Source organism: Arthrobacter sp. JUb115, from assembly GCF_004365035.1.
Classification (GTDB): Bacteria; Actinomycetota; Actinomycetes; order Actinomycetales; family Micrococcaceae; genus Glutamicibacter.
In genome coordinates this window covers 365,258-377,870 of record NZ_SOBS01000003.1, presented here as the reverse complement: position 1 = coordinate 377,870, position 12,613 = coordinate 365,258, and the positions used below count along the sequence as shown (strand labels likewise).

The window sequence follows — 12,613 nt, the reverse complement described above, 5'->3', positions numbered from 1 at the left end:
TTGCTTGGGCTATAGCCCCGCCTTCAGCAACTGCTTCCAGCGCTGCGGCATGGGTGCCTCGATCACCAGTTCCTGGCCATCGGGCTTGGGAATCACCAGCTTAGTCGCATGCAGGAACAGCCCGCGACCCCCAAGCTGTTCGACGCGGCGGTTGAACTTCGCGAAGCCATACCGGTCGTCTCCTGCAATCGGATGGCCTTCGCTTTGCAGGTGGACCCGGATCTGGTGCTTGCGCCCGGTCATCAGTTGCACATCCAGAATGGTGGCGCGCTGGCCTACGCGCTGCTTCACGGTGACATGTGTTTCGGCTCGCTGCCCGTTCGGATCAACCACGACCTTGTCGGCACGGCGCAGCAGCGGCGAGTGGATCGATTCGGTCTTTTCGCTCCAATGCCCTGCAACGAGCGCAAGGTAGTGGCGTTCTATCTCCTCTTCGCTCTCCCGAAGCATCTCATGCAGGTAGCGCAGCATGCTCGGGGTCTTCGTCAACACCAGCAGCCCGGAAGTATCGCGATCCAGCCGGTGGCTCAATTCCAGGTCCGGCAGCTCGGGGCGCAACTGGCGGAAAGCTTCGATAACCCCCGCAGGAATATCGGTTCCCCGGTGCACGGCGACGCCGGCAGGTTTGTCAATCACCAGGACGTCTTGGTCTTCGTGCAGGACGCAGTTGCGTAGCCGCTTGAGCAAGGGTGCCGGGACATCGAAGGCTGGTGCCACGCCCTGTTCTGCATATAGCGCCGGCAGCGTGATCTGGTCGTTTACGGCTAGCCGGTAGCCTTCCTGGACTTTCCTGCCGTTGACACGCAGTTGCCCTTTGCGCATCAGCCGGAAAAGCTGCCCGGCGGGCACCGTCTTGAGCTGGACCCGGAGGAACTTCTCGATCCGCCGGCCAGCATGCCCGCCGTCGACAAGGATGGTGCGTGTCTTGGAATCAGACTGCTGTTCTGACGCTGGCTGCTGGAGGACTCCAGACAAGAATTATCACTCCGTTTATAAGGCCACATCCAGTGGTGGATCATGGCGTCGCCGCTTTCGACGAGTCATTTGCAAGGGACTTCCGGGAGCTGCCGCCCCCGAATTGGCCAACTTTCATGGTACCCCGATGCCGTGAGCCGGTACGAGCAAAGGCGCTGTTATGAGGACTGAACTCACACCTCGCCCGGCGCTCATCGAGCCATAGCGTTCGCTCGGCGAACCGATGAACAGCCCTGGCCCTCGCGTTGCAGCAAGGGTGCAACGGGTGAAGGTACCGCACCTCCAGAACCTGCCGGGCTCTTCGAAGCCCCGGACCTGTTTTCAGCCCAGGAGTCGCTTGCCACCATCTCCATGACTAGGCTGGGTTCATGGCCACAGTAATCCTTGTGCGGCACGGACGCACTACCGCCAACGCCACCGGCGTACTGGCCGGACGCACCCCCTCAGTATTCCTCGACCAAACCGGCGAAGAACAGGCGATTCGTACCGCCGAACGCCTAGCAGCGCTCCCCTTGGCTGGCGTTGTCTCAAGCCCGCTGGAACGCTGTGTGCAGACGGCGGAGTTCGCCATGCAACGGCAAAGCCCAGCGGCGCATTTGCTGATTGAACCCGAACTCTCGGAATGCGACTACGGCCAGTGGCAAGGCCGCACGCTGCAGGACTTGGCCGCCGAAGACCTCTGGAAAGCAGTGCAGTCAGCTCCGTCCTCGGTGACCTTCCCGGATGGCGAATCCATGGCCGGGATGCAATCCCGGGCAGTAGCAGCCATCAGGCGCCATGACGCGGCCATCGAGGCCGAACATGGTGCCGGAGCAGTATGGGCAGCCTTCAGCCATGGCGATATCATCAAATCGATACTGGCTGACGCGCTGGGAATGCATTTGGATCTGTTCCAGCGACTGAATGTGGGCCCGGCTTCCGCATCAATTGTGCACTACGGGACCGGTGCGCCTCGCGTGTATTCCATCAACACCGACGCCGGAGACCTCTCCTGGCTAGCCCCAGGAATCAAGACAACCGACGCCCCAGTCGGCGGCGGAGCAGGACACTAAGGAGAGCGAAATGACGGCAACAGTCAACGAATTCAATTGGCCAGACCGCATTGTCATTGGCACCATCGGCGAGCCCGGGTCCCGCACCTTCTACCTCCAGGCAAGAGCCGGCAAGGAACTGTCCAGCATCGCCTTGGAAAAACAGCAAGCCGCGGTGGTTGCCGAGATGATTGACGAGATTCTCGATCAGCTCTCTACCGTCAAGGGCAACCCCTTCAGCGTTCCCGAACATACTCCGGTGGAACTGGTTGACAACGATCCGCTGGAAGAAGTCAACGAGTCCTTCCGGGTGGGTTCCATGAATCTCGGATGGGATGCCACCGTAGCGCAGGTAGTTCTGGAAGCCTTCTCCTTGAACGAAGAAGATGAAGCCGACTTTGATCCAGATGGACCGGGCGCGCTCCTGCGCGTGCGCATGCCCGTAGGCACTGCACGCGCTTTCGCCATGCGCACCCATGAGATCGTGGCTGCTGGGCGGCCTATGTGCGCCAACTGCGGTTATCCGATTGATCCGGATGGGCACACTTGCAAAGATGAGAATGGCGAATGAGCTCTCCCGATCTGCTGACCGCGCAGCTGGAACTCACCGGCCGCATCACCACCGCCTCCAACGCAACTTTCCTGGGCAGCATCGGCGAGAACAGCGTGGTCTACAAGCCCATTGCTGGCGAGAAACCCCTCTGGGATTTTCCCCATGGCACCCTCGCATACCGCGAAGTTGCCGCCTTCCTCGTATCTGAAGCCCTGGGCTGGAACCTCGTCCCGCGCACTTGGCTGCGCGAAGGGCAGTTTGGCGAAGGCATGGTGCAGCTATGGCAAGAAGTTGATCGAGGACAGCACCCAGTAGACATCGTAGCCGCGGACATGGTGCCAGCTGGCGGTTGGAAGACCATTCTGCATGGGCAGGATGAATCGGGGCGGCAGATGACCTTGATCCACGAGGATACACCTGCGCTGCGGCGCATGGCGGTCTTCGATGCACTGGTCAACAACGCAGACCGCAAGGGCGACCACGTTCTAGCCATGCCCGGTGGCCACCGCTACGGAGTCGATCATGGGCTCTGCTTCAACGCAGAGCACAAGCTGCGCACCGTGCTTTGGGGTTGGGTTGGCCAACCGCTGGGTGAAGAAGAACTGGCCGGCCTCCGAACAGTCAGCGATGCCCTGGACGCAGAACTTGGCCAAGAACTGACCAACCTGCTAGACGATGAAGAAATCGCGGCGCTCGCCGAGCGCTGCGCTACCCTGCGCAGCGAAGGGCACTTCCCTGCTCATAGGGGGCAGATGCCCGCCGTGCCCTGGCCGCTCTTCTAGAACTCCGATTCCTATTGACCCCAGGACGGCAGGCAAGCCATCCTTGGATTCTGATAGCAAAGGCAGGTCGCGCATGGGAACGGTTGAAGCCAACGGTGTGGAGCTCGGTGCCGAATCCTTCGGCAGCAAAAGTGATCCATTGGTTCTCCTCATCGGCGGAACCACTATGCTTGCTTGGCCAGATACCCTGTGCCAGGCTCTGGCCGCTGGCGGGCGCCATGTGGTTCGCTACGACCTGCGGGATTGCGGTGAATCAACGGCCGGGAACCCGATGAAACCCGATTACAACCTGCGCGATCTGGCCTCGGATGCCGCAGCGCTGGCCAGATTACTGGATAACCGTCCAGCGCATGTAGCCGGTATCGGAGTCAGCGGCATGATCGCGCAGATTGCGGCGCTGGATCATCCCAAATCATTTGGCGCCCTGACGCTGATAGGCACACGACCAGTAGCTCCCGGTCCGGTAGACAAAGATTTGCCAGATCATGACCAGGCAACCATGGGCAAGCTGTTTTCCCGCCCTATGCCGGATTGGGCAGACCGCGCGGCCGTTGCCCAATTCTCCACCGAGGGTTCGCAAATTCTAGGCAATGATCCAGAAGTTGCCATGGACTTGGCCTCCCGCATCTGGGACCGTACGGCCAGCGCAGAGCCCGAAGCCCATCTGGCAAACCAGATCGGGATCGTCTTTTCCAAGCTGGACTGCACTCCGCGCTGGCGCGAGCGGCTGTCCGAGCTCGATATCCCCACCTTGGTGGTTCACGGTGCAAAGGATCCGTTTTCCCCGTCGGCAACGGTATAGTGCTAGCCGAAGAAATCCCGAACGCTTCCTTGCTCGTCCTTGAAAACGCTTCAACTGCCATTCCGTCTTCGGCGATCTCCGAGGTAGCTTCTTCGATGCTGCTGCTCTAGGAACGTAGCGATGCAATTCCTAGTCACAGGGCAATATAGGCTGTCCCCATGGATAACCGACCTAAGCGAGTCCCAGGCGGAGAACTTCGACCTGCTGAACTAGAGCTGCTGGCCTTGCTCTGCAGCGGCACAGATGCTGAATCAGCAAAGGCTCGACAGCAACTGAAGTTTGCGCGTTGGGGCGGCTACCAGTTCAAAGAATGCGAGTGCTTCTCGATTTCCTTCACAAGCAAACTCGATTGCCAAAGCGTCCGGCATGGTGGTGGCCCATTCTCCACTGTTCTCGTTTCAAAAGATGGCAAGGAGCTGGGGCATCTGGATCTCTGGGTTGTTGCCGGATACCTGCATTCAGTCGATTACATGCCGTTTGAAGACGATCCCGGGCACCTGCCAACGGCGGAGAATTACACGTTGGAATTCAGCGAACGGAACTAGGCTTCAGCACTTGCGGGCAGCTGTTCTCCACTGTCCCGAGGCATGCGTCTTTACTTGCCTGCGGGTCATTTCAACCAGCCTGGTTGCTGCCGATCAGGGCGCCATCACTGGTGGCGATTAGACGCGGAAGGCCGCAAGGATGCCAGTCGTGGAGCACACCGTGGTTCTCGTGCGCTGGCCGCGTGGCATCCTCCGGCTACTACTTCTATGCGCGGCGTGGGATTCGGTCTAGTATTCGAGGCACCTATTCATGCCTTCGAGAGGTTTCTCCATGTCATTTCAAGCCTATCTGGACACCATAGAAATGAAGACCGGGCTCACTGCTCGCCAGCTGATCGAGATCGCCCGTGAGAAAGGCCTTGGCCAAGAAGGGGTCAAAGCAGCAGAGATCCTGGCATGGCTCAAGGAGGACTACCAGCTGGGCCGGGGCCACGGCATGGCGATGGTCCATGTCATTCAAAAGGGACCGAATATCTCCAGCAAGCACGTTGGATCCGGAGGCAAGCACAATGACGAATCAGATGTTCTGTGGCTCGACGGCATCGCAACTAAGCCTTCCAACTGAACCAGCCGAAAGGCAGGGGCTATAGTTCCGGCTCGGAGTACTCGGTTCCAGTGTCTTGCCGTTGGTCGCGTACCGCAGTGATAGCGGATGTAGCAAGAGCAATTGCTATCGCGATCCAGAAGCTGCCAAGAGCCTCGGCGAGCGACCGGCCGGAAATCATGCAATAGCACGCAAGGAACAAGGCCAGCCCCAAAATCGAGATGCCAAGGTACACCGAGACTCGTAGCCAGGCTACCTTGGGAAGTTTCCTCATTCGATCTGCCTCCACTTCCCTAGCGCTCGATCCTTTTTCTTCCAACGGTATGTTGAGCTGTGGGGATATACAACATCGACCGTGAAAAATAGCCCGGGCTATCGCCAAGCCCGGTCATATCCTGCGTAGGATATCGCTTGGGCGTCACCACGCCCGCCCGCGAAGGTCGACTTCCCCTTGTGGCCAGGAAGCAAGCTGGGACTCGATGGGCAAAATGAGCAGGGGTTGGCCCGCCGGGTCGTAAATTGCTTGTCCTCCACGGCTAATCGAACGCTCGGCAGCGGAAATCCGAGTCCATCCACACGAGCTGTAGAAAGCGGCCACCTCCTCGCGGCAACCGAGATAGCCGAACGCAATACCGCCGGCATCAACCATCGATGAAGCCACGAGATTCATCAGGATTCCGCCTAGGCCGCGGCCCCGCGCGCGCTCGGAAACCAACACTCCACCCACACCTGCAACGACAAGGTCGCGGCCTCCCACACCGATCGTGCGTCGCGCCCACCCGACATGGCCGACAACCTCGCCTTTGCACCGGGCCATGATGTGGAAATCATGCGGGGCATAGCCATATGGCAGATCCGGATCCCAGATGCCGGCATCCCGCAGGTACTCGGCATCGAACAGTCTGCGAAGCTCCGCGGCATCTTGCTCTGCCAGTTCTGCGTGCGCAACAATCTCCAGCGCAGTTTCAAGTATCGTGGCTTCGCTCGAATCGTCTGCTCGCGTCAACGACAGGCCTCCTTTTGGATTCCGGTAACTGCTTCAAGTATCAGGGGTATGCGTGGGATATGGATTACTGTCTCCTGCCATATTTCCCTTGCCAGTATCCCGCACCAATGCGCGGATCCTGCCCTCTGTCTGGCGCAGCTCATCCAGTAGTCAACGTGAAACGCGACTATACATTATCCCTGGACTCCACGAGGTTCCGGCACAGGCCAACCTCTGCTCTCGCGACCCGCAATCAGACGAGCGGCGCGACCAGCGGCACCCGCACGAGCGAGTTCGCAGGCATCCGATCAGGCGTGATCACTTCAGCCAGTCGCCGAGTCCGTACTGGCCGGGGACGCCGAGGTTCTCGCGCAACGTGGAGCCCACGTAGTCCTCGGGATAGAGGCCGCGTTCGCGCAGGATCGGCACGACCTCGTCGACGAACGCGTCAACGCCGTCCTCATAGACATCGGGCGACAGCCAGAAGCCGTCGGCAGCACCGGCCTCGAACCATTCCTGCAGGTGATCGGCGTGCACCGTTCCCGGCCCCACGGTCACGGGATGGTAGTCGATCACGCCGTGCGCGAGGATGTCGCGCGGCGACCACCCCTCGCGCGCCACCTTGAGCGCGATCCCGGAGCGCGGGTCCTGCGGCGAGGCGTGAGCGCTGGCCAGCTGTTCGGGCGTGAGCGGCTTGTCGATGCGCTCGGACAGGATCGGCACACCGATCATCGCGCTGAGGTGCGGCAGGCGCGCCTCCATGACCTCGCCTGACATCGACAGGCGCCGGTCGAGCCCTTCGCGCACCGTTGGGGACACTGTGGTCATGATGCCGACGATGAACTTCACGTCGTCGGGGTTGCGGCCAGCTTCCTCGGCGGCCCGGCGCAGCGCCCTGCGCGCAGCGCGAGCCTCGTCGATCGTCCACACCTCCGTGATGAAGCCGCTCGCATAGCGCCCCGCCAGCTCGAGCAGATGCGGGCTCGGTCCTCCCGAGGTGAAGACGACGGGCTGCCCTTGCTCCGACGGCGGCAACGCGAGCGGCCCACGGGATGCGACGTACTCGCCGCTGAGGTTGATCGGCTGCAGCTTCGCGGGGTCGATGAAGCGGCCCGATTCCTGGTCCTTGATCCAGGCATCCATCTCCCAGCTGCCCCAGAGCGACTGCACGATCTGGATCGATTCATGGGCGCGCTGGTATCGCTCGGCCCGGTCCGCGACGGGCTTGCCGTAGTTCGACGCGACGAGCTGGTCGCTCGTCGTGACGGCGTTCCAACCGGCGCGGCCACGGCTCATGATGTCCAGCGTCTTGAACTGCCGGGCCGTGTTGAACGGTTCCTGGAACGTTGTGGACCCCGTGAGCACGAAACCGATGTTGTTCGTCGCTTGCGAGATCGCGGCCGCCTCCATGAGCGGATCCATGATGTTGCTGACGGTCGAATGCTCCAGGCTGCCCCGCACGGCCGGGAAGTCGGGCGTGAATACGAACGAGAAGCCACCGCGCTCGGCGGCTTGGGCGTAGCGAATGTTCGCCTCGACCTTCGAGTAGTTTCCAGGGTCGACGTGCGGTGCCCGCCAGGCACCGGGCAGGGTGCCGTAGCCGTCAGTCAGCGCCAAGCCGAGAATCATCTTGCGTTGTTCCTTGTCCATGGAACCATCATCGAACATTGACATCCATGTAAAGGTCAAATTACCTTGCCTGCAGGCCCGCGGACTCTGGCACCATGGCCGATTGCGCGCAGCCTGCGGGCGGATTCGATGAGGGCTGCCGTGGCCGGGAGGCAGTTCCGACCCGTATCCTTGACATGGATGTGAAGGAGAACGGGAATGCGGATCGGCGAGCTGGCCAATCGAACTGGGGTGCCCACGCGCATGCTCCGGTACTACGAGGAGCAGGGACTCATCACGCCGCTGCGCTGGAGAACGGGTACCGCGACTACGACGAGTATCTCGTGGAGCGCGTGCTGAAGATCCGCAGGCTGCTCGACTCAGGGGTCCCCACCCGGATCATCCGCGACATGCTGCCGTGCCTGAACGACATTGGCAGCACGATCGTTGCCGATCCCGATCCTGAACTGCGCGCGATGCTCGTCGATCAGCGCGACAAGCTGGCCGAGCGCATCGTCCTGCTCCAGCAGAACCGCGACGCGCTGACGCGATACATCGACGCGATGGATCACGCCTGACTTCCGCACGCACAAGGTGCCGGAGAATCCCGTCCTCTGCGGGGCATGATCGGCAGGGCAGCTCCTTGCGCGCCGCGGGCAGTGGCCGCAGGGAGCTCAGGCCGATACTTGAGTGCCCATGAACTCAACAGGTCCCTAATCGCGCCTCGGGGCTCCACCCAAGTAAGAGCTCTAGAGCGCACGGCGGAGTCCGACCGGAATGCCTCGCGGATCCGGCTCCCAGACAGTCGGTTAGATCGCCGTAACGCGGGGCCTGGTGCCTTAGCCTGCTTGCGGCGTTGCCCCATAAGGGAAATGGCCCATGCACCTTGAACGGCATCGCTAATGTGGAGGAGCTTTCCTTCCGGCGCCACTTCGTGATGAATCAAGGGCACGATGCAAAAAATCGCCCCCGGCTCCAAGAGAAACCGAGGGCGATTGAGACATGAGAATTACACGTTGAAGCGGAACTCCACCGAGTTCTGGCACGAAGTAACCTTAGAGATCGCCATCGATACCGATGCTGCCAAGTCGCGCGCCAAAGCCAGCACAGAGAACGTGGGCATCGCTCAGCTTCATCCACCAGCACGTCCAGCTGACCGGTTGCCCGCCGTCAGATGCATCGTTCTCACCGCACTTCCACCTAACTTGAACGTCCGAGTCCACCAGCTCAAGTTGAAAGAAGTGCCGTTCGTGCACCTCAGGCTTCGCAGGCCACATGTCGTACGACTCGACGCCCAGCGAGCGAACGATCCTGGCTGCGAGGCCGGTCTCTTCCCCCACCTCGCGCACGACGGCATGCGCAGGCGACTCGCCCTCGGCGATTGACCCAGCGGGCACCTGCACACCAGTGACTTCCACCGGGTAATCGTCGTGTGTGAACACGAGCAGGTTTCCGTCGTGGACGACGTACCCGACTGCCTTTTTGACCGAACGTCTACTCATGCTCACGATGGTACAGCTTGTTGTACGGCAGACCACACCGTGCGTTTGAATCCCCTAGATTTGGGGCAGCCTTTGTTCTCGACTTCCGATTTACCCGACGATACGCGTTGGACTCTGAGATCAGACCAGCGAGAGTGGGATCACTTCATTCGCCTGCTAGGCAAAGCACTGTCGGAGAATCTCAGACATTCGGCTTTCGATGCAGCGGGCGTTCCAGGGAAAAACGACACGAGCCAGCATCCATTCGGGACTATTGGACGTCTTCAAGAACTCATGACCATGAATCATGTGACTCCGGAACAAACGGAGCGGGCTGTCACGCCTCGCAAGTTGGTGAGGTCGGCTCGCCAGAAACCGGCGCACGCGCTACGCAAGAACGTGACTGACCGCACTCTAGTTCGGAAGTAGGCGGATCTGCTCCGATTCGTAAATGAAGTTCTGGTCAACATACGACAGTGGCTATCGAGTCAACCCAAGAATAAGGACTGGGAAGAAAACTGGCCGGACGCTAACGACTACTTCCTCTGACGCCTTCAGCCAGCGATCAACGCCGATCTTTGGCACAGACATGGCGCAAAGGGCAGTTTGACACATTTATTTTGTGTCAAACTGCCCTCAAAAAGCGCGGGATTGCGCGCAACTACACGTTGAAGCGGAACTCAACCACGTCGCCGTCCTTACCAACCTCTCAGTACCCGGCGAATCCCCGAAGCGTCGACCCTCTCCTGGCCCAGCGAACACCAAACTCGCCGAGCAATTAGGCAACCCAGGTTGACATCCGGCCACTTAGCAACATAGGTTGACGACATGGAGTCTCCGCGGATCGCAGCAGTAGCAGCCGATACCAGCGACCCGAAAGCAGGATTGCGGGCCGTAGCGTCCTTGCGCGTGCTCGCTGACACCTTGGAACTCCGGCAGGTCGAGGCCGCGTTGCGTTCGGGCATGAGTTGGCAGGAGATCGCCGACGCGCTCGGAGTGACGCGACAAGCTGCCCACAAGAAGCACTCCAAAAGAATTGACCCCGCGATCTCGACACCCAGGAGGAACAAATGAACAAACTCGTCCGCGCCGCTCAGACCAGCCAATCGCTTTCCCTGGCCGCCATGGAGGAAGCATCCCGGCTCGGGCTCCGCGAAGCCGACATCGACCACCTGTTCCTCGCATTGGTCATCAACGACCAGTCTGCCGGCTGCGCACTGCGCGAGCTGGGTATCGACATTGACAGCGCCCGTCTCGCCGTCGAGGACCAACGTGATGCACAGCTGACTTCACTCGGCATCGAGGCGTCGTTCCCCGAGGCCGGGCGCATCGTGTTCCATGAGACGGATGGGTACGAGTGGACTCGTCGCGCTCGGGACCTCATCGCGAAATCCAGCAGCAAAGGCAAGTCGGGCGACGCTGCCGCCGTTCTCCGGGAACTCGTCGCAGAGCCCAGCGGCCTGATCACGGATATCCTCGGCCGCCTTGGCACGACATCCGATGCGCTCATCGAACGCCTCGATCGGGCCGTCTCGCCCTCTATGAAGTCCATGCCCCTCGCAGCGAAAGTGAAGGGACGGACCACGGGAACGATTGAGACTTTCGTATCCGCACCACTGGACGAAGTGTGGGCGTACCTCACAGATCCCGCACGTATCCCCGACTGGGAACCGAGCATCGGCACCCTCGACCAGACCGCTCAAGAAGCGATGCCGGGTACGGTCTGGGAGGGCACGGCACCCGCAATCTATCCAGACGGCAAACCTGTGAAGATCAAGCCTCAGTTTCGTCGACGCAGTGTTGAGCTCATCGCAATTCACCAACCGGACAGGATCGCATGGAGCTTTGGCTATCCCGACGTCGCGCAGGGTAATTCGATTCTGACTGAATTCACCTTGGCGAACGCGACCGGTGGCACACAGCTGCGGATCAGCAGGTCCTGGTCGCGACGCCAAGGGTGGCGAGGACTTGTCGCATGGCCGCTGCGTCCAGTCCAGAAGTTCCTGGTGTGGATCACCCTGTTCCAGACCGGCAGCGCGATCAGCCGAACATTTCGCTAGTCCCAGGCACGGCGACTCGCCTGCTGGTCGCACATAGATCAAGTGCCCGGATCTCCACAGGGAGATCCGGGCACTCGAGCGGGACACTGAAGCGGAACGCGACTACACGTTGAAGCGGAACTCCACGACGTCGCCGTCCTTCATGATGTATTCCTTGCCTTCGATGCGGGCCTTGCCCGCAGACTTGGCATTAGCCACCGAACCAGCGGCAACGAGGTCTTCGAAGCCGATGACCTCGGCCTTGATGAAGCCGCGCTGGAAGTCGGTGTGGATGACACCGGCTGCCTCAGGCGCGGTGGCGCCCTTGGCGATGGTCCATGCGCGGGTTTCCTTCGGGCCAGCGGTCAGGTAGGTCTGCAGGCCCAGGGTGTCGAAGCCGACGCGGGCCAGCTTGCCCAGGCCGGACTCGACGATGCCGGCATCTTCCATCATTTCGGCCGCTTCGTCTTCTTCCAGTTCAGCCAGTTCGGATTCGAACTGGGCATCCAGGAAGATCGCCTCGGCAGGGGCAACCAGCTCGGAGAGCTTGGCCTGCATCTCGGTATCGGCCAGGCCAGCCTCATCGGTGTTGAACACGTAGATGAATGGCTTGGTGGTCATCAGCTGCATCGGCGCGAGCTCTTCAAGGTCCACGCCCTTGGTCTTCGCGGCGGCGAACAAGGTGATGCCTTCTTCGAGCACCTTCTGCGCGTTGAGCACTGCGTCCAGGAACGACTTCTCGATCTTCTTGGTGCGCAGTTCCTTTTCCAGGCGAGGCAGCTGGTTCTCGATGGTCTGCAGGTCCGCGAGGATCAGCTCGGTAGCGATGGTCTCGATATCCGAGGCCGGGTCCACCTTGCCGTTCACATGGATCACGTCGTCATTCACGAATGCGCGGGTGACCTGGCAGATCGCATCAGCTTCGCGGATGGTCGCCAGGAACTTATTGCCCAGGCCTTCGCCTTCCGAAGCGCCCTTGACGATGCCGGCGATATCCACGAAGGAGACGGTCGCAGGCAGGATGCGCTCGGAATTGAAGATTCCGGCGAGCACCTTCAGCCGCGAGTCGGGCAACGGCACGACACCCACATTGGGTTCGATGGTTGCGAACGGGTAGTTGGCTGCCAGCACCTGGGCACGGGTCAGCGCGTTGAACATGGTGGACTTGCCGACGTTTGGCAGTCCGACGATTCCGATAGTAAGAGCCACGGGAGGAAATTCTACCTTTTACTAGTGATGAGCGCGCAATGGTGTACTGGCGCTTGAAT

Annotated in this window: 14 protein-coding genes; 9 read left to right on the top strand and 5 right to left on the bottom strand. The window is 60.7% G+C overall.

What is annotated here, in order from left to right:
* Positions 1 to 9: 9 nt before the first annotated feature.
* Entirely contained in the window at positions 10 to 975 is a 966-nt protein-coding gene (locus EDF61_RS07320; protein WP_133833664.1) for an RluA family pseudouridine synthase, read from the bottom strand.
* A 368-nt stretch (positions 976 to 1,343) separates the two neighbouring features.
* Between EDF61_RS07320 and EDF61_RS07315 the strand changes: the two genes are divergently transcribed.
* The 6 genes from EDF61_RS07315 to EDF61_RS07290 all read left to right on the top strand — a co-directional run bounded on the left by EDF61_RS07315 (position 1,344) and on the right by EDF61_RS07290 (position 5,253).
* Positions 1,344 to 2,027 carry an MSMEG_4193 family putative phosphomutase gene (locus EDF61_RS07315; protein WP_133833663.1) on the top strand — a complete coding sequence of 228 codons (684 nt, stop codon included), beginning with the start codon at positions 1,344 to 1,346 and terminating at the stop codon, positions 2,025 to 2,027.
* 10 nt (positions 2,028 to 2,037) lie between these two features.
* A complete protein-coding gene (locus tag EDF61_RS07310; protein WP_133833662.1) occupies positions 2,038 to 2,577 on the top strand; it encodes a DUF3090 domain-containing protein in 540 nt (179 codons plus the stop codon).
* Entirely contained in the window at positions 2,574 to 3,341 is a 768-nt protein-coding gene (locus tag EDF61_RS07305; RefSeq protein ID WP_133833661.1) for an SCO1664 family protein, read from the top strand. Before EDF61_RS07310 ends, EDF61_RS07305 begins: the two co-directional genes overlap by 4 nt.
* A gap of 73 nt (positions 3,342 to 3,414) precedes the next feature.
* Complete coding sequence (locus EDF61_RS07300; protein ID WP_286172150.1) at positions 3,415 to 4,143, top strand: alpha/beta fold hydrolase; 729 nt, start codon at positions 3,415 to 3,417, stop codon at positions 4,141 to 4,143.
* Positions 4,144 to 4,301: 158 nt separating this feature from the next.
* Positions 4,302 to 4,688, top strand: a complete 387-nt coding sequence (locus EDF61_RS07295) for a hypothetical protein (RefSeq protein ID WP_133833660.1) — start codon at positions 4,302 to 4,304, stop codon at positions 4,686 to 4,688.
* A gap of 271 nt (positions 4,689 to 4,959) precedes the next feature.
* Entirely contained in the window at positions 4,960 to 5,253 is a 294-nt protein-coding gene (locus EDF61_RS07290; RefSeq protein WP_105657576.1) for a DUF4287 domain-containing protein, read from the top strand.
* Between the two features lie 397 nt (positions 5,254 to 5,650).
* On the opposite strand, the gene EDF61_RS07285 is transcribed toward EDF61_RS07290, so the two are convergent.
* Positions 5,651 to 6,238, bottom strand: a complete 588-nt coding sequence (locus EDF61_RS07285; RefSeq protein WP_105657578.1) for a GNAT family N-acetyltransferase — start codon at positions 6,236 to 6,238, stop codon at positions 5,651 to 5,653.
* A gap of 297 nt (positions 6,239 to 6,535) precedes the next feature.
* The gene (locus EDF61_RS07280) at positions 6,536 to 7,867 is read right to left on the bottom strand and encodes an NtaA/DmoA family FMN-dependent monooxygenase (RefSeq protein ID WP_105657682.1); all 1,332 of its coding nucleotides are present in this window, start codon (positions 7,865 to 7,867) and stop codon (positions 6,536 to 6,538) included.
* Between the two features lie 74 nt (positions 7,868 to 7,941).
* Between EDF61_RS07280 and EDF61_RS07275 the strand changes: the two genes are divergently transcribed.
* Positions 7,942 to 8,403: a MerR family transcriptional regulator gene (locus EDF61_RS07275; protein WP_502699058.1), complete on the top strand. Its 462-nt coding sequence runs from the start codon at positions 7,942 to 7,944 to the stop codon at positions 8,401 to 8,403.
* Between the two features lie 477 nt (positions 8,404 to 8,880).
* On the opposite strand, the gene EDF61_RS07270 is transcribed toward EDF61_RS07275, so the two are convergent.
* Positions 8,881 to 9,327, bottom strand: a complete 447-nt coding sequence (locus EDF61_RS07270) for an NUDIX domain-containing protein (RefSeq protein WP_105657580.1) — start codon at positions 9,325 to 9,327, stop codon at positions 8,881 to 8,883.
* Positions 9,328 to 10,134: 807 nt separating this feature from the next.
* Between EDF61_RS07270 and EDF61_RS07265 the strand changes: the two genes are divergently transcribed.
* Both EDF61_RS07265 and EDF61_RS07260 read left to right on the top strand, forming a co-directional pair.
* A complete protein-coding gene (locus tag EDF61_RS07265) occupies positions 10,135 to 10,380 on the top strand; it encodes a hypothetical protein (protein ID WP_105657581.1) in 246 nt (81 codons plus the stop codon).
* Positions 10,377 to 11,366 carry an SRPBCC domain-containing protein gene (locus EDF61_RS07260; RefSeq protein WP_105657582.1) on the top strand — a complete coding sequence of 330 codons (990 nt, stop codon included), beginning with the start codon at positions 10,377 to 10,379 and terminating at the stop codon, positions 11,364 to 11,366. The genes EDF61_RS07265 and EDF61_RS07260 overlap by 4 nt, the downstream gene beginning before the upstream one ends.
* Positions 11,367 to 11,468: 102 nt before the next feature.
* Here EDF61_RS07260 and ychF read toward each other — a convergent pair whose 3' ends face one another.
* Positions 11,469 to 12,554, bottom strand: a complete 1,086-nt coding sequence (ychF, locus tag EDF61_RS07255; protein WP_105657583.1) for a redox-regulated ATPase YchF — start codon at positions 12,552 to 12,554, stop codon at positions 11,469 to 11,471.
* Positions 12,555 to 12,613 lie beyond the last annotated feature (59 nt).